This window comes from Ruegeria sp. K5 (genome assembly GCF_056531805.1).
Window position 1 is genome coordinate 79,024 of sequence record NZ_JBQFML010000006.1, and the last position, 18,977, is coordinate 98,000.

21 protein-coding genes and 1 tRNA gene are annotated in these 18,977 nt (G+C 60.1%); 11 read left to right on the top strand and 11 right to left on the bottom strand.

What is annotated here, in order from left to right; genetic code table 11:
* Positions 1-26: 26 nt before the first annotated feature.
* Genes ACR0MO_RS15905 through ACR0MO_RS15915 form a run of 3 tightly spaced genes read left to right on the top strand, consistent with a single transcriptional unit; the run spans position 27 to position 2,119 of the window.
* Positions 27-707 (top strand): molecular chaperone DjiA, encoded by a 681-nt coding sequence (locus ACR0MO_RS15905; protein ID WP_170454875.1) that lies wholly within the window; start codon positions 27-29, stop codon positions 705-707.
* Between the two features lie 4 nt (positions 708-711).
* Positions 712-1,704, top strand: coding sequence for an endonuclease/exonuclease/phosphatase family protein (locus ACR0MO_RS15910; RefSeq protein WP_480892229.1), 993 nt, complete (start codon positions 712-714; stop codon positions 1,702-1,704).
* 37 nt (positions 1,705-1,741) lie between these two features.
* Positions 1,742-2,119 (top strand): hypothetical protein, encoded by a 378-nt coding sequence (locus tag ACR0MO_RS15915; protein ID WP_480892232.1) that lies wholly within the window; start codon positions 1,742-1,744, stop codon positions 2,117-2,119.
* A gap of 12 nt (positions 2,120-2,131) precedes the next feature.
* Here ACR0MO_RS15915 and ACR0MO_RS15920 read toward each other — a convergent pair whose 3' ends face one another.
* The 5 genes from ACR0MO_RS15920 to ACR0MO_RS15940 form a co-directional block, all read right to left on the bottom strand.
* On the bottom strand, positions 2,132-3,676 hold the full coding sequence (locus ACR0MO_RS15920; RefSeq protein WP_480892234.1) for a Ppx/GppA family phosphatase: 1,545 nt from the start codon (positions 3,674-3,676) through the stop codon (positions 2,132-2,134).
* Positions 3,677-3,725: 49 nt separating this feature from the next.
* On the bottom strand, positions 3,726-4,415 hold the full coding sequence (locus ACR0MO_RS15925; protein WP_480892235.1) for an HdaA/DnaA family protein: 690 nt from the start codon (positions 4,413-4,415) through the stop codon (positions 3,726-3,728).
* On the bottom strand, positions 4,416-5,489 hold the full coding sequence (locus ACR0MO_RS15930; RefSeq protein WP_480892238.1) for an AI-2E family transporter: 1,074 nt from the start codon (positions 5,487-5,489) through the stop codon (positions 4,416-4,418).
* Between the two features lie 88 nt (positions 5,490-5,577).
* Positions 5,578-6,552, bottom strand: a complete 975-nt coding sequence (locus ACR0MO_RS15935) for an isopenicillin N synthase family dioxygenase (protein ID WP_480892241.1) — start codon at positions 6,550-6,552, stop codon at positions 5,578-5,580.
* A complete protein-coding gene (locus ACR0MO_RS15940; protein ID WP_480892243.1) occupies positions 6,552-7,916 on the bottom strand; it encodes an FAD-dependent oxidoreductase in 1,365 nt (454 codons plus the stop codon). The genes ACR0MO_RS15935 and ACR0MO_RS15940 overlap by 1 nt, the downstream gene beginning before the upstream one ends.
* A gap of 167 nt (positions 7,917-8,083) precedes the next feature.
* Here ACR0MO_RS15940 and proS point away from each other — a divergent pair, with 167 nt between their 5' ends.
* The gene (gene proS, locus ACR0MO_RS15945; protein WP_170454859.1) at positions 8,084-9,424 is read left to right on the top strand and encodes a proline--tRNA ligase; all 1,341 of its coding nucleotides are present in this window, start codon (positions 8,084-8,086) and stop codon (positions 9,422-9,424) included.
* A gap of 36 nt (positions 9,425-9,460) precedes the next feature.
* Here proS and ACR0MO_RS15950 read toward each other — a convergent pair whose 3' ends face one another.
* Positions 9,461-9,820: a hypothetical protein gene (locus ACR0MO_RS15950; RefSeq protein WP_170454857.1), complete on the bottom strand. Its 360-nt coding sequence runs from the start codon at positions 9,818-9,820 to the stop codon at positions 9,461-9,463.
* Between the two features lie 374 nt (positions 9,821-10,194).
* Between ACR0MO_RS15950 and ACR0MO_RS15955 the strand changes: the two genes are divergently transcribed.
* Together ACR0MO_RS15955 and ACR0MO_RS15960 are read left to right on the top strand one after the other, a co-directional pair.
* Positions 10,195-11,490, top strand: a complete 1,296-nt coding sequence (locus tag ACR0MO_RS15955; RefSeq protein WP_170624339.1) for a lipoprotein-releasing ABC transporter permease subunit — start codon at positions 10,195-10,197, stop codon at positions 11,488-11,490.
* A complete protein-coding gene (locus ACR0MO_RS15960; RefSeq protein ID WP_480892246.1) occupies positions 11,483-12,169 on the top strand; it encodes an ABC transporter ATP-binding protein in 687 nt (228 codons plus the stop codon). The genes ACR0MO_RS15955 and ACR0MO_RS15960 overlap by 8 nt, the downstream gene beginning before the upstream one ends.
* On the opposite strand, the gene ACR0MO_RS15965 is transcribed toward ACR0MO_RS15960, so the two are convergent.
* Positions 12,153-12,590, bottom strand: coding sequence for a DMT family transporter (locus tag ACR0MO_RS15965; RefSeq protein ID WP_170520060.1), 438 nt, complete (start codon positions 12,588-12,590; stop codon positions 12,153-12,155). The two genes, ACR0MO_RS15960 and ACR0MO_RS15965, sit on opposite strands and share 17 nt — an antisense overlap.
* Before the next feature lie 92 nt (positions 12,591-12,682).
* Here ACR0MO_RS15965 and ACR0MO_RS15970 point away from each other — a divergent pair, with 92 nt between their 5' ends.
* Positions 12,683-13,084 carry a cytochrome c gene (locus ACR0MO_RS15970; RefSeq protein ID WP_170520063.1) on the top strand — a complete coding sequence of 134 codons (402 nt, stop codon included), beginning with the start codon at positions 12,683-12,685 and terminating at the stop codon, positions 13,082-13,084.
* 3 nt (positions 13,085-13,087) lie between these two features.
* Here ACR0MO_RS15970 and ACR0MO_RS15975 read toward each other — a convergent pair whose 3' ends face one another.
* A complete protein-coding gene (locus ACR0MO_RS15975; protein WP_170624333.1) occupies positions 13,088-13,774 on the bottom strand; it encodes a hypothetical protein in 687 nt (228 codons plus the stop codon).
* A 42-nt stretch (positions 13,775-13,816) separates the two neighbouring features.
* Positions 13,817-14,479, bottom strand: coding sequence for a DNA-3-methyladenine glycosylase I (locus ACR0MO_RS15980; protein ID WP_170520068.1), 663 nt, complete (start codon positions 14,477-14,479; stop codon positions 13,817-13,819).
* A 146-nt stretch (positions 14,480-14,625) separates the two neighbouring features.
* Between ACR0MO_RS15980 and ACR0MO_RS15985 the strand changes: the two genes are divergently transcribed.
* The 4 genes from ACR0MO_RS15985 (at position 14,626) to ACR0MO_RS16000 (ending at position 18,338) form a co-directional block, all read left to right on the top strand.
* Positions 14,626-15,291, top strand: a complete 666-nt coding sequence (locus ACR0MO_RS15985; RefSeq protein ID WP_170520071.1) for an NnrU family protein — start codon at positions 14,626-14,628, stop codon at positions 15,289-15,291.
* Positions 15,292-15,362: 71 nt separating this feature from the next.
* Complete coding sequence (locus tag ACR0MO_RS15990) at positions 15,363-15,884, top strand: DUF2478 domain-containing protein (RefSeq protein WP_170454843.1); 522 nt, start codon at positions 15,363-15,365, stop codon at positions 15,882-15,884.
* Between the two features lie 88 nt (positions 15,885-15,972).
* Positions 15,973-17,220, top strand: coding sequence for a D-arabinono-1,4-lactone oxidase (locus ACR0MO_RS15995; RefSeq protein WP_480874989.1), 1,248 nt, complete (start codon positions 15,973-15,975; stop codon positions 17,218-17,220).
* Positions 17,217-18,338 carry an alanine racemase gene (locus tag ACR0MO_RS16000; RefSeq protein ID WP_170624326.1) on the top strand — a complete coding sequence of 374 codons (1,122 nt, stop codon included), beginning with the start codon at positions 17,217-17,219 and terminating at the stop codon, positions 18,336-18,338. The genes ACR0MO_RS15995 and ACR0MO_RS16000 overlap by 4 nt, the downstream gene beginning before the upstream one ends.
* A gap of 36 nt (positions 18,339-18,374) precedes the next feature.
* Here ACR0MO_RS16000 and ACR0MO_RS16005 read toward each other — a convergent pair.
* Both ACR0MO_RS16005 and ACR0MO_RS16010 read right to left on the bottom strand, forming a co-directional pair.
* Positions 18,375-18,450, bottom strand: a tRNA-Ala gene (locus ACR0MO_RS16005).
* A 136-nt stretch (positions 18,451-18,586) separates the two neighbouring features.
* Positions 18,587-18,913 (bottom strand): TIGR02300 family protein, encoded by a 327-nt coding sequence (locus ACR0MO_RS16010; RefSeq protein WP_170520078.1) that lies wholly within the window; start codon positions 18,911-18,913, stop codon positions 18,587-18,589.
* Positions 18,914-18,977 lie beyond the last annotated feature (64 nt).

Below are 18,977 nucleotides of genomic sequence, written 5' to 3' on the forward strand. Positions count from 1 at the left end.
CCGAAATGGGACGCTAGGGTACGCCCATGTCGATCTGGACCCGCATATCCGATGCGCTGAGCGCGCTGGCCCAAGGCGAAAGCCTGACCGCTGTTTTCGAGAAGCTGCGCTCGCCGCCCGAGCGATCCGTGGCATTTACCATCGCGGTGATTGCCCTGGGCGCCAAAATGGCCAAGGCCGATGGGCAGGTGACACGGGATGAGGTCACGGCCTTCCGCGATGTGTTCCAGATCGCGCGCGAGGATGAGGAAGGCGCTGCACGCGTCTTCAACATGGCGCGGACAGATGTGGCAGGCTATCAGGACTATGCCCGCAAGATCGCCCGGATGTTCGCCGAAGACAGCACCACGCTGTGCGATTTGATGGAGGGGCTGTTTCACATCGCAATGGCGGACGGGTTCTATCATCCTAACGAGAACGAGTTTCTTGAGGATGTCAGTCGCATTTTCGGCCAGACCGACGCGCAGTTTCTGGCCCTGCGCGCGCGTTTTGTGCCGGATGCGCCAAACGATCCTTACGTGGTGCTGGGTGTCTCGCGCGATATGCCGGTGTCCGAGATACGCAAAGTCTGGCGTCAGTTGGTGCGCGAGACCCATCCCGACGCTATGATGGCAAGGGGCGTGCCGGAAGAGGCGATCCGGCTGGCCGAGAAAAAGATGATCGACATCAACCGCGCCTGGGACGACATCAACGGCGCGCGAGCCTGAGCGGATGCGGCTGGCGACCTACAATATCGAATGGTTCGCCAATCTGTTTGATAAGAACGACACTCTGATCATCGATGACAGCTGGTCCGGTCGGCATGACGTCACCAAGGCACAGCAGGTCGAGGCCATTGCCAAGGTTCTGACCGCGTTGGACGCGGATGCGATTTTGATCGTTGAAGCTCCGAACACCGGAAAAGTTCAAAACACCGTGCGGGCCTTGCAGCAGTTCGCCGAAGCCTTCGATCTGCGGACCAGTCATGCCATCATGGGATTTGCCAACGACACCCATCAGGAATTGGCGCTGCTATATAATCCCGGCGCATTGACGGCACGCCATGATCCCCGAGGCGACACAAACGCGCCGCGCTTCGATGGTGATTTCCGGATCGATCTGGATGTGGACGCGACCGAAGATGTGGTGCGCTTCTCCAAACCGCCGATGGAGTTGTCGGTAAAGACAAAGTCCGGTTCTGAGTTCCGCCTGATCGGGGCACATCTCAAATCCAAAGCACCGCATGGGGCTGACTCACGCGATGAGGCGATACGAATTTCAATTGCCAACCGACGCAAGCAACTGGCGCAGGCAATCTGGTTGGCGCGGCGGGTTGAGGCGCATATTGATGCCGGAGAACCGGTCATGCTGCTGGGCGACCTCAACGATGGGCCTGGGCTGGATGAGTTCGAGCATTTGTTTGGGCGATCTTCGGTCGAAATCCTCTTGCAAGCGGGTCTGTTTGATCCCCATGCGGTGACGGCGCATGGCCCGCGGCCCGGGTCCGTGCCTTCGACCGCGCGGTTTGCACGTCCGAAACAGGGGACGTTTCTAGAAGCGCTGTTGGACTACATCATGATCAGCGCCGATCTTCGTGCCCGCCGTCCGGCCTGGCGCATCTGGCATCCGTTTCGCGATGCGGGCTGTTGGGAGAACCCCGAACTGCGAGAGGCGCTTTTAACGGCCTCGGATCATTTCCCGGTGACGCTGGATATTGAGCTGTGATCTTTCCACAGATGTCACGGTTGCTTATATTCCAGATATGAAACGCATTCTGATCATCGCCGCCGTCTCGGCCAGCTTTAGCGCTCCGGCTCTGGCGCAGGACGAAGACAGCAAATCCCTGATGGAGCAGGGCGCAGAACTGTTTCTTGAGGGTTTGCGCAAAGAGATGGAGCCCGCGCTGGACGAGTTGCTGGGCATGGTCGATACGTTCGGCCCAGCCATGCAGTCGTTTTTCGAAGAAATGGGGCCTGCGCTGGCGGAACTGGCTGATGAAGTTCAGGACTGGAGCGCGTACGAGGCGCCCGAGATATTGCCGAATGGCGACATTATTATTCGCAAAAAGCCTGAACCAGCCGAGCCTGAGGACTCCACTCCGCAGAATCAAGCGCCCGAAGAAGAGGGCACCGATATCTGATCAGGCTCGACCTTAACCTTTTATGATCACTCGGAAATCGGATTTCAGCGCGTTCGCAAGAGAGTTCAAGCGAGCCTCGGCCACTTCGTTGAACAAAGGGCCAGCCGCTTTGGGCAGATACAGTTCAAGCTCGCGCTTTTTGGGATAGTATCTCAACCGCCCCATATTGGCGTCATTGTGCATCCAAAGCATCGCACCGAAGCGCATCGCCTTACCTAGAATTTCGGCCTGTTTCTGCCCCGGTTCGTCCAGCAAATCATATAGCGGTGCGAACCGGTTCCCCTCGCGCTTGTTGCGATAGCGGTGTTGCAGGGCGAGCCCGATAAACACCCGTTCCGAATGCTTTAGCCCGCCCAGATTGGCACGGGTGACATAGTCAAAACACACCTCGGCCCGATAGTCGGGATGCGCGCGCCAGCTGACGTCATGCAGCAAGCAGGCCGCCTTGATCAGCCGAACCCGCGCGGGTGGGGCGGATTTGAATAAGGGCATGACAAAATCATAAAGGTTCCGCCCAAAGCCCGGCAGGCGCGCGTCTTTAGATTCCGAGAACCGGCTGGCCTCGATCAGCGGATCCCGGTCGCGCAGCTCTTGCGACATTTGCTCGTAGAGCAGCCCTTCGCGAATGCCGTAGCTTGAGATTGCGATGTCCTTGGGTTTGAACGTCCTGATCAAACGGGCCAGAACGTCCATCGCATAAGGGATCAAAGCCATACGGGAACTGGAGACCCCGGCCTGACTGCGCAGTTTGTCGTGGTCATTGGCTTCGATGAATTTGATCGTCTCGCGCACCTGACTGGTGGTCATACGATATTCGTGCAGAACGTTCAGCGGGTAACCGCGGCGCAACATGTCCAATCGGGCAAAGGCGCGCCAGCTTCCGCCGACCAGGAACAGACGGTCGCGCTGTTGGCCGAGATGTGAGCGCAAATCCTCCATCGTGTCTTTGATATGGGCTTTTCGCGCCCGACGCCCGCCCTTGATGTCGCGCAGCTTTAGGGGGCCGAGGGCCGAAGTGACTCGTCGCCCAACATCCCCGCCACCGATTTCGGCCAGTTCCATCGACGACCCACCGATATCGCAGATCAAACCATATGCCCCGGGCCAACCCAGCATGACGCCCTGCGCGGACAGCCGGGCCTCCTCTTCCCCATCGATCACGGCTACATGCAGGCCTGTTTCGGCTTTGACCTGATCGCAAAACTCGGGGCCGTCTTTCGCCTCGCGCACGGCGGCTGTTGCAACGACGTGCAGACCGGGCAGGTTCAGATCGCGTGCTAGCTGCTGGAATCGGCGTAACGCGGCCAGCGCCCGCTCACGTCCGCGCGGGTTTAGCTTGCCAGTTTCGGACAGGCCGGCACCAAGCTCGCACATGACTTTTTCGTTGTAGAAATAGGCGGGCGAGCGCGCCGCGCCATCAAAGATCACCATCCGGACCGAGTTCGAGCCTACATCAACAACGCCCACCCGCGACAAGGCTCGGGTTTTCGGGTCATCGAACAGAGGTTTACCGAAAGGGCCCCAATCCGGGATGTCGGTTTCGACGGTCTGATCCATGTGTCTTCCAGATATTCCAGTCGTAAGATGCGAAATCCCCGGTGCCCGGTCAATCGCCAGTATCCATTTCGTATTGGTCTGTGTTCAGGACCCGTATCGCCAGCGCCCGCGTGATTTCGCGCTTTTCGGCCAAAGCAAGCTGATCCAGTTGCTGCACGACGTCTGCCGCAGATTCAAAGCGTCGGTCCATGTGTTTGACCAGATAGGCAATAACCTCGGGGCCCGGGTTCAGCTGGCGGTCCACGAACAGCTTGGCCAGCACCGCGCCCAACAGCGCGTCATCCGGCGGGTCGAGCGCCACATGATGCGCCCCTTCGACCCGGCTTTGCAGATCGGCCAGCGGCAATTGCCAGAACCGGGGCGCAAGCCGTCCGGTCATCAGCAGCGCATGTCCTTCGGCGAGGACCAAATTGTGCAGGTGAAACAGGACCTTTTGCTGTTCGACATCTGCAGCAATATCCGGCACATCCTCGACCGCAATGGCCGAGCGTGCCAGTTCAGGCACATCGTCATGGTGCAGGTCCACGGCGCGCACGATACGTCCACCGGTTTCGGCGGCCCAGACATGCGCCAGATGGGTCTTGCCCGCGCCTGCCGGGCCGCTCAGCACCAGTTTGTTGCCGGGCCAGGATGAGGCCGAAATCATCGCCACGGCCAGCGCATTAGAGGGCGAGACAAAGAAATCCTCGCGCCCCAGCGCGGTTTTGGCTGGTAGATCAAAGCTCAGTTGTCGAGCCATTTATTTGTCTTCCTGATCCGGGCTTTCAAGGCCGGTGTAAAGGCGACTGTCAAGATAAAGCGATGTGCCGAACCGCGCTACGACCCCCAAGGCTGCGGCGACAGGCACAGCGATCAGCATCCCGACAAATCCGAACAGCGCGCCAAAGACCGACAGGGCCAGCAGCAGCCAGACCGGGTGCAACCCAACCGAACTGCCGACCAGTTTGGGCGTCAGGAAATTGCCTTCGGTCACCTGACCCAGCGCGAAAATCCCGGCAACCAGACCGATATGGGCCCAATCGCCCCAGAACTGGAACAGGGCCAGCCCGATGGCCAGAGTACCCCCGATCAGCGCGCCCAGATAGGGGATAAAAGTGACCAGCCCGGCGATAAAGCCGACGATCAGCCCGAACTGCAGGCCGACAATCATCAGGGCAACTGCGTAGTAGGTACCCAGGATCAAACAGACCGTGCCCATACCGCGTACGAATGAGGCCAGAACCGCATCGATCTCACCGGCCAGCCGCTTGATTGTGGGGGCGTGATCGCGGGGCAGAAGCTCTCCGATACGGGCGATCATACGGTCCCAGTCCAGCAGCAGGTAGACCGCGACAACCGGGACGATGACCAGCAGAACAACGATGTTGATGGCCGAACCCAGCGAGGCCAGCACCGTTTCCAGCACATCGCCGGTTTTCGATTTCAGAGTTTCCCCGAATGAGACCAGCATCTGATGGGTGCTGGATTCGCGGTCCAGCAAGGATGGGAATTGTTGTTCGACGAAGCCGCGCAATTGCTTGAACAGGCTGGGCAGGATGTCGACCAGTTCGAGCAACTGCGTGATCAGGGCCGGGACGACCATCAGGATCATCAGGACGAATCCCAGAACGCCGACAACGGTTATGATGCCGGTCGCCGCAACCCGAGACAGGCCCAACTTTTCCAGCCGGTCGGCAACCGGATCGAGGAAATAGGCAATCGCGCCGCCAATCACAAAAGGCAGAAGGACGTCGCCCAAGGCCCACAGGATCAGAATGATAATCGCTGCGGCGAAGCCCCAGTATCTCAGTTGATCCTTTACCGGAAGCGCCATGGTCGTCCTCGTGCTTTGACCGTCGGGGATGTTCTTCGCTTATACCGGCACATGATGCAAGCGGTTCATGACACGCAGATTTAGGCGCTCAATCCGCCAGCGTCCCCAATTCCGGAGTGTCGCTTGTCGCCGCCTCGTCCGGCCAGTTTGTGCGCCAGATTTCCGCGGACCAATGACCGCAATGCACGGCCGGGCGATCAAAACCGGGCAGGGTGGGCAGCAGCGGCTGGACCACCACGTCATGGCGCGGGACGGCGAAATAAGGGAATGAATACCGTTCCTTGCCGGATCGATTGACGACGCGGTGCGGTGTCGATTTCAACCGCCCGCCTGACCATAGCTCTAACATGTCGCCAATGTTTACGACAAAGCCACCTTCGGGACAGTCAGGTGTGATCCAGCCACCATCGCGGGTTTGCACCTCCAGCCCGCCAACCGGGTCGGGGGCGATGATTGTCAGCGCGTCGGTGTCTTTGTGCGGATGGATACCATACCCGTCCTCTTCTGCGGCTTGCGGCGGATAGTGCAGCAGGGTCATGTTGGTCAACGGATCGCGAAATGCGTCTTGCAACTGCCCCGGTGTCAGGTTCAGGCCAGTTTCAAGCGCGCCAAGCAACAGGTCGGTCACGTGGTCCAACTGGGACCAATAGTTCAGAATGACCCCGCGCGCCTCGGGCGCGTGGTCAGGCCAGATATTCGGGCCATACAGCGCACAGGCCTGCCGGATTTCCGCGTCTTCCTGGACTTCATGATGCAGCTTGTAGCCTTCGTATTTGTCAGCTTTGCCCGACCCGTCATTCGGGGTGAAAAACCCCATCGGAATGTAGCCGCGATAGTTTTCGCGCGTGATGGCCTGATCCCATTTGCGGCTCTCTTCCAGGTCGAAGATCTTGCGCACCGTCTGCCGGACCTGATCGACGCTGCCCTGCGACACGCCCGTCCCGGTAATCGACAAGAAGCCGATGCCAACACAGGCGTCGAGTATCTGTTGCGCCGTTGCCTTGTATTCGGGGCTGTCCGGGTGTGCCAGTGCCGAGATATCTATGGTCGGGATTGTATCCATCAGTTGATCCTTACGCCCTGACGTTCCAATTCGGTATGCACGGGGGTCAGATTCAACCGATCCAGTTCCTGATTGCTTTTCAGCGACAGCGCGGCCGCAATGCCCGCGCCCTGACCCATCACCGCACAGCAGGCCATGTTGCGTGTGGCCGCATGGGCCACCCGGTCCGCACCGTGCGAGCGCCCGGCGACCAGCAGGCCTTTGACCCCTTTGGGCAGCATCGAGCGATAGGGGATTTGCATGTATCGCCCCGTGGTGGGCAGGATCAGGATGCCATAGCCGTCGATGAATTCGGGGTAGATGCCGATCGTATCCTCAAACCGGCCCTGATGGCGGGCGTCATCCTCGGTCATATTGTAAACCGCGTCGATCTTGCGGGTGTCGCGGATGCCGATGGTCATGCCAAAGTTCCGAAGCCGTGCGTTTTCACAGCCCGGCATAAACCGGCGTAGGGCTTCGATGGCCAGCATCGACTGGCGTCGGCCTTCAATCTCACCCTTTGTCAGGCTGTCGGGATCTGTGCCGTCGACCTCAGCCAGATGGATGAGGTTCATATAGGTCAACTCACCCGTGTCATGCATCGCGCCCCATGTGCCTGCGATGGTGTTCAGGTGCGGTGGGATCAGCCCTTGATCGATGGCCTGCTGGAACGGTTTGTGCACGAAGGGCGAAAACATGTCGTCCTCTTTGCCTGAGGTCTCGATGTTCCACTCACCGCCGCCGCCCCAATCCTTGTAGGTCTGGGGGTCGGCCTTGACGCCCTCCATGAACGCGCGCTTGTCGACGCCTGCCAGATGGAACATGACCGAGGCGGCCATCATGTCTTCGCGCGGCGTCTTTTGCGTGGGCGCTCCGGCACGATGGGCCACATCCGCGTCGCCGGTGGCGTCGATCACCACCTTGGCCAGGATCGCCTCTCGCCCGGCTTTGGATTCGGTAATGATGCCGGTGATCCGGTCGCCGTCCATGATCGGGGCGACGAACTGACGGTGCAGCATCGGATGCACGCCCGCTTCTTCGACCAGTTTGTCAGCCACCAGCTTGAAGCCTTCGCTGTCCAGCTCATAACTCAGCGACTGGCTTTCGGGCACCGCCGCGCCCATCTCTTTGGCGCGGGTTTCGAACTCCATGCCGATACCGCCGGCTTCGACGGTCTGTTCGTGGCGATACCATGCGAACCCCTCGACCCCCACGGCGGTGATATTGCCGCCCATGCAGCCGAACCGGTCGACCAGAGACACCTCGGCCCCCGCCCGCGCCGCCGCCAACGCAGCCGCCAGCCCGGCAGGGCCTGAGCCGACGACCAGAATATCGGTCTGGTGAACAACAGGGATTTGGCGGGCGGGTTCCTGAATCGTCTGCATCGGCGCCTCATGGGTTTTACATTCCTGTCACAATTGAAAACCCTGACTGGCGGGTCAATCAAAAACCGACAGGTCTGGGGTCGCAAATTCGCCAATGCGCGATTGCCCCCGGCGGGGCTTTGGAATAATGACCTTTGAAGTCCAAATTCACCTTTGAAGGTCCACCCATGCGCCTCAGCCGTTACTTTCTGCCCGTTCTCAAGGAAAACCCCTCCGAGGCTCAGATCGTCAGCCACCGGCTGATGCTGCGCGCCGGGATGATCAAGCAGGCCGCCGCCGGGATTTATTCCTGGCTGCCGCTGGGCTTCAAAGTGCTGCGCAAGCTGGAAAACATCGTGCATGAAGAACAGGCGCGCGCGGGTCATATCGCGATCCAGATGCCGATTCTGCAATCGGCGGACCTGTGGCGCGAGTCCGGGCGGTATGACGACTACGGTCAGGAGATGTTGCGGATGCAGGACCGCCATGGCCGCGACATGCTCTATACACCCACAGCCGAAGAACTGGTGACGGACATCTTCCGCGGCCATGTCAGCAGCTACAAGGACCTGCCGCTGACGCTGTACCAGATCCAGTGGAAGTTCCGCGACGAAATCCGCCCGCGCTTTGGTGTTATGCGCGGGCGCGAGTTCTACATGAAGGACGGCTACAATTTCGACCTGACGAAAGAGGACGCGCTGCACGCCTATAACCGCCATCTGGTCAGCTATCTGCGCACCTATGAACGCATGGGTCTGCAAGCAATCCCGATGCGCGCGGACTCTGGTCCCATTGGCGGCGACGACACGCATGAATTTCTGGTACTGGCCGACACTGGCGAGTCCGAGGTTTTCTATGACAGCGCAGTGACCGATCTGACCTTTGGGGATCGGGAGATCGACTATGACAACCGCGACCAATGTCAGGCGATCCTGGAAGAGTTCACCTCGAAATACGCGCGCACCGATGAAACCCATGACGAGGCGCTGTTCAACGAGGTCCCCGAAGATCGCCGCCGCGTTGCGCGCGGGATCGAGGTCGGCCAGATATTCTATTTCGGCACCAAATACTCCGAGGCCATGGGCGCGACCGTTCAGGGCCCCGATGGCAAGCCGGTTCCGGTACATATGGGCAGCCACGGTATCGGCGTCAGCCGCCTGATCGGTGCGATCATCGAGGCCAGCCATGACGACAAGGGCATCATCTGGCCCGAAGGCGTGACCCCGTTCCATTGCGGGATCGTCAACCTGAAGCAGGGCGATGAAGAGGCGGATGCGGCCTGTGAGAAACTCTACGTCGCGCTGACGGCACTAGGCCTTGAGCCGCTCTATGATGATCGCAACGAACGGGCCGGGGGCAAGTTTGCCACGATGGACCTGATCGGTCTGCCCTGGCGGATCACTGTCGGACCGCGTGGTTTAAAAAACGGTGTGGTTGAATTGACCAGCCGCCGGACCGGCGAAAGCGAAGAACTAAGCCCCGAGGCGGCTGTTACCAAGATCGCTGAAATTTATCAGGGTATCGCCTGACCACGGCGATAGGCCTCGATCAATGCTGGCGCGGTGTTACAACCGCGCCGACGCAGGGCGGGCGATCAGCAGCTCGCCATCCGCCTGATTGCCGCGTGCAACCACGATGGGGCGGCCCAGCCGGTTGACCAGTTCTTTCAGCTCAAAGCCCAGAAACCGTATCCCGCAGATGCGCTGACCGGTTGTACGATCGGTGATGCAAAGGCGGCCTTTGAGAAAGGCAAGGCGATAGCCCTTTTCCCTTAGCCGATCCGCTAAGCTGCCCCAGCTTGCTGCTTTTGCGAAGATTGGCCGGATCGCGGCCCGCAGCAACGCGGCCGTTTCGCAATCCAATTCCGTTGATGATGCGCGGACCAAAATCGGGTCCAACCCTTCCGGTGTATTGTGAATATTCATTGAGCGACCCCCGCTCTGAAATGTGTTCCCCCGCAAGCAGGGTGACAAAGTTTCTGAAAATAAGCAAAAAGCGAAATAATATTGCTTACTATATGTGGCATTTTGAGTTCAGTCGATCACGCAATGCCGATATTGACTTCATAGCTGAAACAATGACGCGCGGTCTGTGAAGGTCGTCACAACCAATAGTGTAGTCTTTGATTCTAATATCACTTTTTATCTGAGCGCTGTGTCCGGCAGCCGGAACTGATTCGGTTCGATATTGGGGTTTTCCACGCCGAATTCGCCTGCCGGGACCGACACGCCCATAAGCGGCTTGACCATCGCGCGAAATGCCGAAAGGGTCGCCGCCAAACAACAAGACCGGAGCAGGCATGGCCAAGACACCCCCGCCTTTTGCCCCTTTCGAATGGAAAATCGCGTGGCGATACCTTCGGGCCCGCCGGGCCGAGGGGGGCGTCAGCGTGATGACGTGGATCTCGCTGATCGGGATCACTCTGGCGGTATTTGCCCTGATCGCGACCCTGGCGGTGCGGTCCGGGTTCCGGGCCGAGTTCGTGGGCACGATCCTTGGGGCCAACGCGCATGTCGCCGTGTATTCCTCGGGCGAGATTGACGCGCAGGGCCGCCCGGTGCGCACCATGGCAGATTATGAGGAACGGGCCGCGCGGATCGCTGAGGTGCCGGGCGTCGAACGGGCTGCGCCGTTGGTCAAAGGTCAGGTGCTGATCACCAACCGCGACCGCAGCAGCGGGGTCGAGGTATTTGGCATCCGTCCCGATGACCTGATGGACCTGCCAGGCATTGCGCAAGCCGAACAGGCGGCAGGGGATCTGTCCCTGTTTCAGACGGGCGAGGATGTGATCGCCATCGGCTCGGGCGTGGCGCGCAGCATCGGGGCCACTGTGGGGGATACGGTCAAGCTGACGTCACCCAACGGGGTGAAAACCGCCTTTGGAACCTCACCGCGCGTCAATGCCTATCGCGTGGTCTACGTGTTTTCCGCCGGGCGCTATGACATTGACCGCACCCGCGTCTACATGCCGTTTTCCCAAGCTCAGGGGTTTTTCAACCGCGAGGGTGTGGCGGATGAGATCGAGGTGATGGTCAACAAACCTGAAACGCTGGGCCCGATCCTGATCCCCATCCTCGAAGCGTCGGGCCAGCGCAGCCAGATCTGGACATGGCAGGACGCCTCGGGCGGGTTCCTGCGCGCGCTTGAGGTTGAGGACAACGTGATGTTCATCATCCTGTCGATCCTCGTACTGATTGCGGCAATGAACATCGTCTCGGGCCTGATCATGCTGGTCAAGAACAAGGGTCGCGACATCGGCATTCTGCGCACGATTGGCCTGAGCGAGGGCTCGGTCCTGCGGGTGTTCTTCATCTGCGGTGCCTTCACCGGCATCATCGGAACCGTGATGGGCGTGATCCTGGGTTGCCTGTTCGCGATCTATATCGACCCGATTTTTTCCTTCGTGAACTATGTGATGGGCGGTGGCGTCTGGGATCCGTCTATCCGCGTCATCTATTCCCTTCCCGCCGAACTGCACCTGAGCGACGTGCTCAAGGCTGTGGCCCTGTCGCTGGGCCTGTCCTTCATCGTCACCTATTTCCCCGCCCGCCGCGCGGCGCGGCTGAACCCGGTTGAGGCGCTGCGCTATGAATGATGTGACATTGCGACTGAAGGGCCTGACAAAGACCTATCTGCAAGGTACTCCGGGCGAGGTGCAGGTCTTGCGCGGCGTCGATCTGGACCTGCGCGCGGGTGAGGCGGTGGCGATGGTTGCGCCGTCGGGCGCTGGCAAATCCACCCTGCTGCATATCGCGGGCCTTCTGGACATGCCGGATGACGGCCAGGTCGAGATCGGCGGGCAGAATGTCAGCGGCAAGGGCGATCGGACGCGAACGGCCTTGCGGCGACAGGATGTGGGCTTTGTCTATCAGTTCCACCATTTGCTGCCCGAGTTCACCGCGTTGGAAAATATCACCCTGCCGCAACTGGCCAACGGCGTCTCTGAAAAAGCGGCGCAGGAGCGGGCCATGGACCTGCTGGACCGCGTTGGCGTGGCCCCACGCGCCAGCCACCGCCCGGCGGCGTTGTCGGGCGGCGAACAACAGCGCGTGGCGTTCTGCCGCGCGCTGGCGAACAAGCCGAAGGTTCTGCTGGCAGATGAGCCAACCGGGAACCTTGATCCCGAGACGTCAGATCAGGTGTTCGATGCGCTGATGACGCTGGTGCGGGACGAGGGTCTGTCGGCCCTGATCGCCACGCATAATATGGAGCTTGCGGCGCGTATGGATCGGATGGTGCGGCTTGAGGGCGGTATTCTCAAGCCAGTTGAGTGATCGCCACACCAACGGCCATCACGGCGATCCCACCTGCGCGTATCCAGGTCAGCGGCGTGATCTGTGCGCCAAACAGCCCGAAATGGTCAATCGCGGCGGTGCTGACCAACTGACCCAGCAAAACAAAGAAGACGGCGTTTCCAACCCCGAAATGCGGGGCGACATGGGTGATCGACAGCACGTAGAAGGCGATCAGAACGCCTGCCAGCAAAAGGTGTTTTGGGGCCTGTGCAACCTTGGACAGCGCCTCGAAACCGGGAAACACCAGCATCACCAGGGCCGACGCGGCAAAGGCGATGGCAAACAGGACCACGGCAGCGGTGGTGGGCGACCCGATCAGCTTGCCAAGCGCCGCGTTCAATGCGGCCAGAATGGGAACACCGATCCCTGCGGCCAGCATGATGGCTGCGTATTGTGTCATGGCCCGAACCCTCCTGCCTCGTTGATCTGGATCATTGCGCCAAGCCGCCGCGCGGGCAAGCCTGTAAATGCCAATGCTGACAGGAGGATGCGATGAAGTGGTCAAAGCTCGGAACTGTATCTGTGTTGCTTATGTTCGCCGGACACAGCGCCGCGGCGCAGGATGCGCAAACGGGCGCGGAACTGTATCAGCACTATTGCGCGACGTGCCATGGCATAGATGCCACCGGCCAAGGTCCGATGGCCGGGGTTCTGGTCATTCAGCCGACCGACCTGACGGGCTTGGCGAAAGGGGGTGGCTTTCCAACCGCGCGCGTTGTTGCCCGGATTGACGGGCGTGATCCGTTGGTCAGCCACGGAAGCCCGATGCCGGTTTACGGGCCGTATTTCGACGGGCAGGACACGTCGATGAAAACCGAAGATGGCCAGCCTATCCTGACAAGTCAGCCAATCGTCGATCTGGTGGCGTATCTGAAAACCCTGCAGCGTAATTGACGCTTAGCTGCAGATCCCTTCGACCTTCGCATCGCTCCATGGGATGGCAACCGCACGCTCGCGCCCTTCCTGCGGCAGCGGAGAAAGGTCAAAATGCGCGCCCAGCATACGGTGCAGCCGTTTGGTCCGCTGCGCCTGTGGGTCCAGCGCGCGGCAGCACACATACTCTTCGACAATCGCGCCCTGCTGTTCATAGCCGTAGGACAGGAAATCGGGCGAGGTATCCAGATCGAACAGATACGGATCCTTGCGCCCGCCATGCTCGGCCGCTGCGCGCAGGGGATGATAGCCGGTGGTCTTTCGGTTTTGCCATTGCCAGACATGGGTCAATTCATGCGCCAGCAACATGGCCGCGATCAGGTTCATCTGCTCGGGATAGTCGGACATATAGTCCTCAAGATACCAGTCGCGGGCGAAATAGACCTTGTTGAACAAGGCGATGGCCGCAGGCTTGCCGGTAACCGGTCCCGGCTCGACCGGGGGCAGAATGCGCTCGCGGCAGGCCAGACGCGGGCGGGCTTCGCGGTAATAGGTGATCGGCGCGACCGGGGCACCTTCGACAAGACGAACGCGATCCAGATTCAGCGTCTCGCCTTGCACGGCATCAGCAAAGTCGCGTTCCTGCTGAGTCAACGGGCGTCCGCAAGCCGCCAGAAACAGAAACGCCAGAACCAAAAAACGCAAACCCATGAAGCAAAATTTAGCTTGCCCCATCGGTTCCGCAAGCCGTTTTCATATGCTCATCGCCAGAACACGGCTGATTTCCGTCAGTGAGCGTCCGGACTGATCCATCCATGCATTGAATGCCTCTTGCACGGCAGCCAGCGCCTTTTTGGACGTCGGGGCCTTGTCGATCACGCCTTCGGCGATCAACCGGGCTGTCACGTCTTGTGACAGGATGAAACTGTCGCGCCCGGCAAACCGCATCGCATATTGGGCCGAGGCCCCGCCCAGCCGTGATCCCCGTTTTGCCAGCATCGCCAGAAGGCCGATGTAATCGGTCGAGGGCCAACCGCCCAGAACCTGACCGGCACCGCCTTCGTCCCGCAACTCCAACAGAAACGCCGCGTTGTCGCGGACGGTTGCGATCTTGGTGCCGTTGCGCACGATACGGGTGTCCTGCAAAAGCGCGTCGAATTTCTCGTCATCCATAAAGGCGCAGCGGCCCACGTCGAAGCCGTCAAACGCCTCTTCAAACCCGTCCCACTTGGCCTCGATGACCTTCCAGTTGAACCCGGCCTGAAAGATGCATTTGGTCAGGGTCGCAAGCCAGCGATCCTCGGGCATCGCAGCCAGTTCTGCGGGGGTTTTGGGCTTGCTCAGGTTTGCATTCAGGGCGTCGACCCCGCCGTGGCGACCTGCTGCGATGTCAAAAATCTCATCAAATGAACGCATTGTTGCGACCTCCGCCTGTGACGCTTTTTCTTTGATGCCAGATTGCAGGAGGTTTTGCCAATCCATGGCCCGGCGACTTGATTTCGGACAAAGACCCGCCGGTCCGGTAAACCTACCAATTCCAGAAAACAGGTTCGGAGATCGAAATGGCCGGATGGGGCATCTTCATAGCAGCGTTGACAGTATTTCTGCTCAGCCACGTCATACCCGTGCGCCCACCCGTTCGTGGATGGCTGATCGATGCGATGGGGCGGCGGGCCTATTTCGCCGCTTATTCGTTGTTGTCCGTCGCAGTGCTGATCTGGCTGATCATAGCCGCCGCAAACGCGCCTTATGTCGAGATCATCCCACCGGCGCAGGCCCTGCGATGGGTTCCGATGTTGGTCATGCCGCTTGTGTGCTGGCTGGCAGTCGCCGGTTTGAGTATCGAAAACCCGTTCTCGTTTGGTGGCATGGGTACGCGCAGGTTTGACCCCGAATGCCCGGGTATTCTGCGCACCACGCGCCATCCCATCCTTGCCGCCCTGATGCTGTGGGCCGCCGCGCATCTGGTCGCCAATGGCAGCCTGTCCCATGTGATCCTTTTTGGGTTGTTTGCCGGGTTCGCGCTGATGGGAATGGCCCTGATCGATCGCCGCAAGGCCCGAGAAATGGGGCCAGAGTGGGTGCGCCTGTCGCGCAATACCGCGCGCCTGTCGCTGCGCGCGCCCCGCCCTTGGCCCGGGCCTTGGGTGTGGGTGAGCGCGGTTGCGGCCTATGCGGTGCTGCTTGTGCTACACCCTCTCGTGACCGGCCTGTCGCCGCTTCCCTGACGCCGGGAGTGGTCGAGCCGCAGTCGGCGTGCTATTTGAAACTCTGAAACTCATCCCACGGGGGTCCAAAGATGAATCTGGCCTATGTCACAACCACCGATCGCGGCGCAACCGACCGCTTGCTGAGCGCAGTGGCAGAGCACCTGCTGGCATCGGGCGCGAAGCTGGCAGGCGTTGTCCAGACCAACACGGAATGCGCTGACAGCAGCAAATGCGACATGGATGTGCGCGTGTTGCCGGAAGGTGAGACAATCCGGATTTCCCAATCCTTGGGGACCGAATCCCGTGGGTGTCGTCTGGACCCGGCGGCGCTGGAACAGGCGGTTGGCTATGTCACCGCCTCGCTGTCGGATGCGCCGCAGCTATTGATCATCAACAAGTTCGGCAAGCATGAAGCTGATGGCCGTGGGTTCCGCCCTGTGATTGCCGAGGCATTGGCGCAGGACATCCCGGTTCTGGTCGGTGTGAATGGGATGAACAGCGAAAAGTTTCAAGAGTTCACGGATGGCGAGGCCGAGCAGCTGGCCCCGGACCTGACCGCCGTGTCCGAGTGGTTCAAGCGCGTCTCAGCGCAGCGGGCCAACGCGGCTTAGGTGCGGGTCACGTAGCGTAACGCGCTGATTCCCTGACTTGTTTTACAGTCTGCTGGCTGCAATCCTCTTGCAACGGAGGAGCAGGAGCATGTGGTCAAACTGGGCAGGGAACGAAAGCGCCAAGATCAACGTCGCGCGCCCCGAAACGCTTGCAGAGTTGCAGCAGGCGGTATCCGCGCCCGAAAGCCTGCGTGTGGTCGGGGCCGGGCATTCGTTTACGCCCATTGTGGCCGGGGCCGACAGAATTCTGGACCTGTCAAACCTGAACCTGCCCGCAGTCGGCGACGCTAAGGATGGTCAGGTCTGGGTGAACGCCAACGCCCGCCTGCGCGACCTGTCGCCCGCACTGGGTCAACAGGGTCTGGCCTTTCGCAATCTCGGTGACATCAACGCGCAGTCTCTGGCCGGTGCAACCGCAACCGCGACCCACGGCACCGGGCGCAGCTTGCCCTGTTTGTCGGCCGAGATCACCGATGCCCGTTTGATCAGCGCAGGCGGAGAGATCTTGACCACGGGTGACGTGCCGCTGGAAATGATACAGGTATCGCTTGGCCTGCTTGGGGTGCTGACCGAAGCACGCATCAATGTCGTGCCCAAATACAACCTGCGCCGACGCGTGACCCTGACCGATTTGTCAGAGTGTCTGGCCAATATGCACCAGAACTGGGCCGAGAACCGTAATTTCGAATTCTTCTACATCCCCTTCACCGGCAAGGCGGTCGAACTGAGGCATGCCGTTGTTGATGGTCCGGAAAGCAAGGCGCCGCGCGATCTGGATATGATCGCGGTCAAGGTGCTGAAACTTGCCCGGAATGCGGGCCGCTTCAGCGCAGGCCTGCGATCCGCGCTGTTGAAACTGCTGACGCTGGCGCAGTCCGACGAGGACTATGTTGGTGAAAGCTGGAAGGTTCTGTGCAGCGACAGACATATTCGTTTCAAGGAAATGGAATATCATCTGCCGCCCGATACTGCCGGTGACGTGCTGAACGAAGTATTTCGCAGGCTGGAACGGGATCACAAGGACATCTATTTCCCGATCGAGGTTCGGCAAACCGCCGGAGATACTGCGTGTCTGTCTCCATTTCAGGGCGGCCCCCGGATCTCGGTCGCGGTTCACACGGATGCGGATCAAGATCACAGCCGGTACTTCAATGCGCTGGAACCGCTGTTCCTTGAGGCCGGGGGCAGGCCGCATTGGGGCAAGATGCACAGCCTGACCTACAAGGACCTGTCCGGGCTTTATCCGGATTTCGACCGCTTCTGCGCCTTGCGCGCGCAGCTGGACCCGCAGGATAAATTCCTGACACCCGCATTGGCGCGGCTGTTCCGGCCATGAGCGATCCGTATCTAAAACGATTGTCCGAAACGCTGCACAAACATGGCGTAGATCAGCCCGTTGTGGCCGTCGATCTGGACCGGTTAGAGGCGAATTGCGCAGCCGCCGATGCTGGCGCGGATGCTGCGCTGGATCGGCGACTGGTGGCCAAATCTCTGCCCTGCCTGCCGCTTTTGGATCATATCAGGGGCCTGATCCCAACCTCGGGCCTGATGACGTTCTCTGCGCCGATGCTGACGGCTTTGCTGAAAGCAGAAAGCGGAACGGATCACCTGAGCGGAAAGCCTCTGCCGGTTCGATCCGCCGCCCGTGTCCTGGCGTCCTGTCCTGACGCGGCGGAGCGGGTGCAATGGCTGATCGATACGCCCGACCGGTTGCGTGAGTATCTGGCCCTTGCCGATCAGACCCAGTCCCGGCTCCGCCTGTCGCTGGAACTCGACATCGGTCTGCATCGCGGCGGTCTGACGCCCGAGCAGGTCGCCGAGGTCGCCAAGGGCATCCAAGCGCATCCCTTGGCACGGCTGAGCGGTGTGATGGGCTATGAGGCCCATCTGGCGAAACTGCCAGGCTTTCTGAGAAACAGAGCGGCCCGCGCCTCGGCCCAGACCTTTCGCTGCGCGGTCGCCGCACTGCCGGATCAAGGCGCAGGCCTGTGCCTGAATACCGGGGGCAGCCTGACGTTCCAGACCCATGCCTCGGACAATTCAGCGACCGAGGTCGCCTTTGGCTCGGTTCTGGTCAAACCCTCGGATTTTGACCACAGCGCGACCCGTGCCTTTCAGCCAGCGGCGTTTATAGGGACGCCAATTCTCAAGGCCATGCCCGGCAACGGGTTGCCCGGGCTGGATTTTCTGCCCCGTCGCAAAACCGATATCGCCGTGTTTGGCGGTCACTACCTCGCACATCCGGTGCATCCAAAGGGGTTCGCCTATTCCTCAATATTCGGTCGCTCCAGCAATCAGGAGGTTTGGACAGGACCTGCCACAAGCGCAGCCCGACCCGGCGACATCGCCTTGCTACGCCCCAGCCAAAGCGAGGCTGTTCTGAACCAGTTCGGTACAGTCCTTGCGGTATGCAGCGACGCTGTAGTCGACGAGTGGCAAACCTTGCCGAATTGATTGGTGGTCTTGTTAGACTGCAAACCCAGGTAGATTTGGTGGAGCCTAGGGGAGTCGAACCCCTGACCTCTTGCATGCCATGCAAGCGCTCTCCCAACTGAGCTAAGGCCCCATCCGGGTACTGCCGAAGCAGTGGGAGGACGTTTATGAGACGACGGCGGGGAGTGCAAGTCCAAAAATAGAATTGTGCAAAAACTTTCCGTCGCCATCCGCACAAAGAACCAAGGCGGCCCAGGGCCGCCTTAAGATCAGTTTTCGTCTTCTGATGACATGTCCTTGATGTCGTCCAGCGAGACGTCATCGTTGTTGTCGTCATCATCGTCCAGCAGATCGTCGTCCAGATCCACGTCGACATTGTCGTCATCATCCAGAACCAGATCATCCTCGGATGCGTTTTCGCGTGCTTTCGCGGTCGCTGCGTCCTCGGCATCGGCGGCAATCATCCGGCTTTTGCCGGTTTCAAGCTCCACGATCTCGCCCGTGTAGGGGCTGACGATCGGGTCCTTGTTCAGGTCGTAAAATCGCTTACCGGTGGTCGGGCAAACGCGCTTTACGCCCCATTCTTCCTTGGGCATGTCAAATCCCCTTGATATCAGGTGAGTCGTCTAAAAGATTCAGTTCACCTGCCACAGGCGGCGG

Coding starts and splice junctions, on each gene's coding strand:
- ACR0MO_RS15905 (WP_170454875.1), top strand. CDS start 27: ATGTCGATCTGGACCCGCATATCCGATGCGCTGAGCGCGCTGGCCCAA.
- ACR0MO_RS15975 (WP_170624333.1), bottom strand. CDS start 13,774: ATGGGTTTGCGTTTTTTGGTTCTGGCGTTTCTGTTTCTGGCGGCTTGC.
- proS (WP_170454859.1), top strand. CDS start 8,084: ATGCGCCTCAGCCGTTACTTTCTGCCCGTTCTCAAGGAAAACCCCTCC.
- ACR0MO_RS15920 (WP_480892234.1), bottom strand. CDS start 3,676: ATGGATCAGACCGTCGAAACCGACATCCCGGATTGGGGCCCTTTCGGT.
- ACR0MO_RS15955 (WP_170624339.1), top strand. CDS start 10,195: ATGGCCAAGACACCCCCGCCTTTTGCCCCTTTCGAATGGAAAATCGCG.
- ACR0MO_RS16000 (WP_170624326.1), top strand. CDS start 17,217: ATGAGCGATCCGTATCTAAAACGATTGTCCGAAACGCTGCACAAACAT.
- ACR0MO_RS15930 (WP_480892238.1), bottom strand. CDS start 5,489: ATGGCGCTTCCGGTAAAGGATCAACTGAGATACTGGGGCTTCGCCGCA.
- ACR0MO_RS15935 (WP_480892241.1), bottom strand. CDS start 6,552: ATGGATACAATCCCGACCATAGATATCTCGGCACTGGCACACCCGGAC.
- ACR0MO_RS16010 (WP_170520078.1), bottom strand. CDS start 18,913: ATGCCCAAGGAAGAATGGGGCGTAAAGCGCGTTTGCCCGACCACCGGT.
- ACR0MO_RS15995 (WP_480874989.1), top strand. CDS start 15,973: ATGTGGTCAAACTGGGCAGGGAACGAAAGCGCCAAGATCAACGTCGCG.
- ACR0MO_RS15950 (WP_170454857.1), bottom strand. CDS start 9,820: ATGAATATTCACAATACACCGGAAGGGTTGGACCCGATTTTGGTCCGC.
- ACR0MO_RS15940 (WP_480892243.1), bottom strand. CDS start 7,916: ATGCAGACGATTCAGGAACCCGCCCGCCAAATCCCTGTTGTTCACCAG.
- ACR0MO_RS15980 (WP_170520068.1), bottom strand. CDS start 14,479: ATGCGTTCATTTGATGAGATTTTTGACATCGCAGCAGGTCGCCACGGC.
- ACR0MO_RS15965 (WP_170520060.1), bottom strand. CDS start 12,590: ATGACACAATACGCAGCCATCATGCTGGCCGCAGGGATCGGTGTTCCC.
- ACR0MO_RS15915 (WP_480892232.1), top strand. CDS start 1,742: ATGAAACGCATTCTGATCATCGCCGCCGTCTCGGCCAGCTTTAGCGCT.
- ACR0MO_RS15985 (WP_170520071.1), top strand. CDS start 14,626: ATGGCCGGATGGGGCATCTTCATAGCAGCGTTGACAGTATTTCTGCTC.
- ACR0MO_RS15910 (WP_480892229.1), top strand. CDS start 712: ATGCGGCTGGCGACCTACAATATCGAATGGTTCGCCAATCTGTTTGAT.
- ACR0MO_RS15970 (WP_170520063.1), top strand. CDS start 12,683: ATGAAGTGGTCAAAGCTCGGAACTGTATCTGTGTTGCTTATGTTCGCC.
- ACR0MO_RS15990 (WP_170454843.1), top strand. CDS start 15,363: ATGAATCTGGCCTATGTCACAACCACCGATCGCGGCGCAACCGACCGC.
- ACR0MO_RS15960 (WP_480892246.1), top strand. CDS start 11,483: ATGAATGATGTGACATTGCGACTGAAGGGCCTGACAAAGACCTATCTG.
- ACR0MO_RS15925 (WP_480892235.1), bottom strand. CDS start 4,415: ATGGCTCGACAACTGAGCTTTGATCTACCAGCCAAAACCGCGCTGGGG.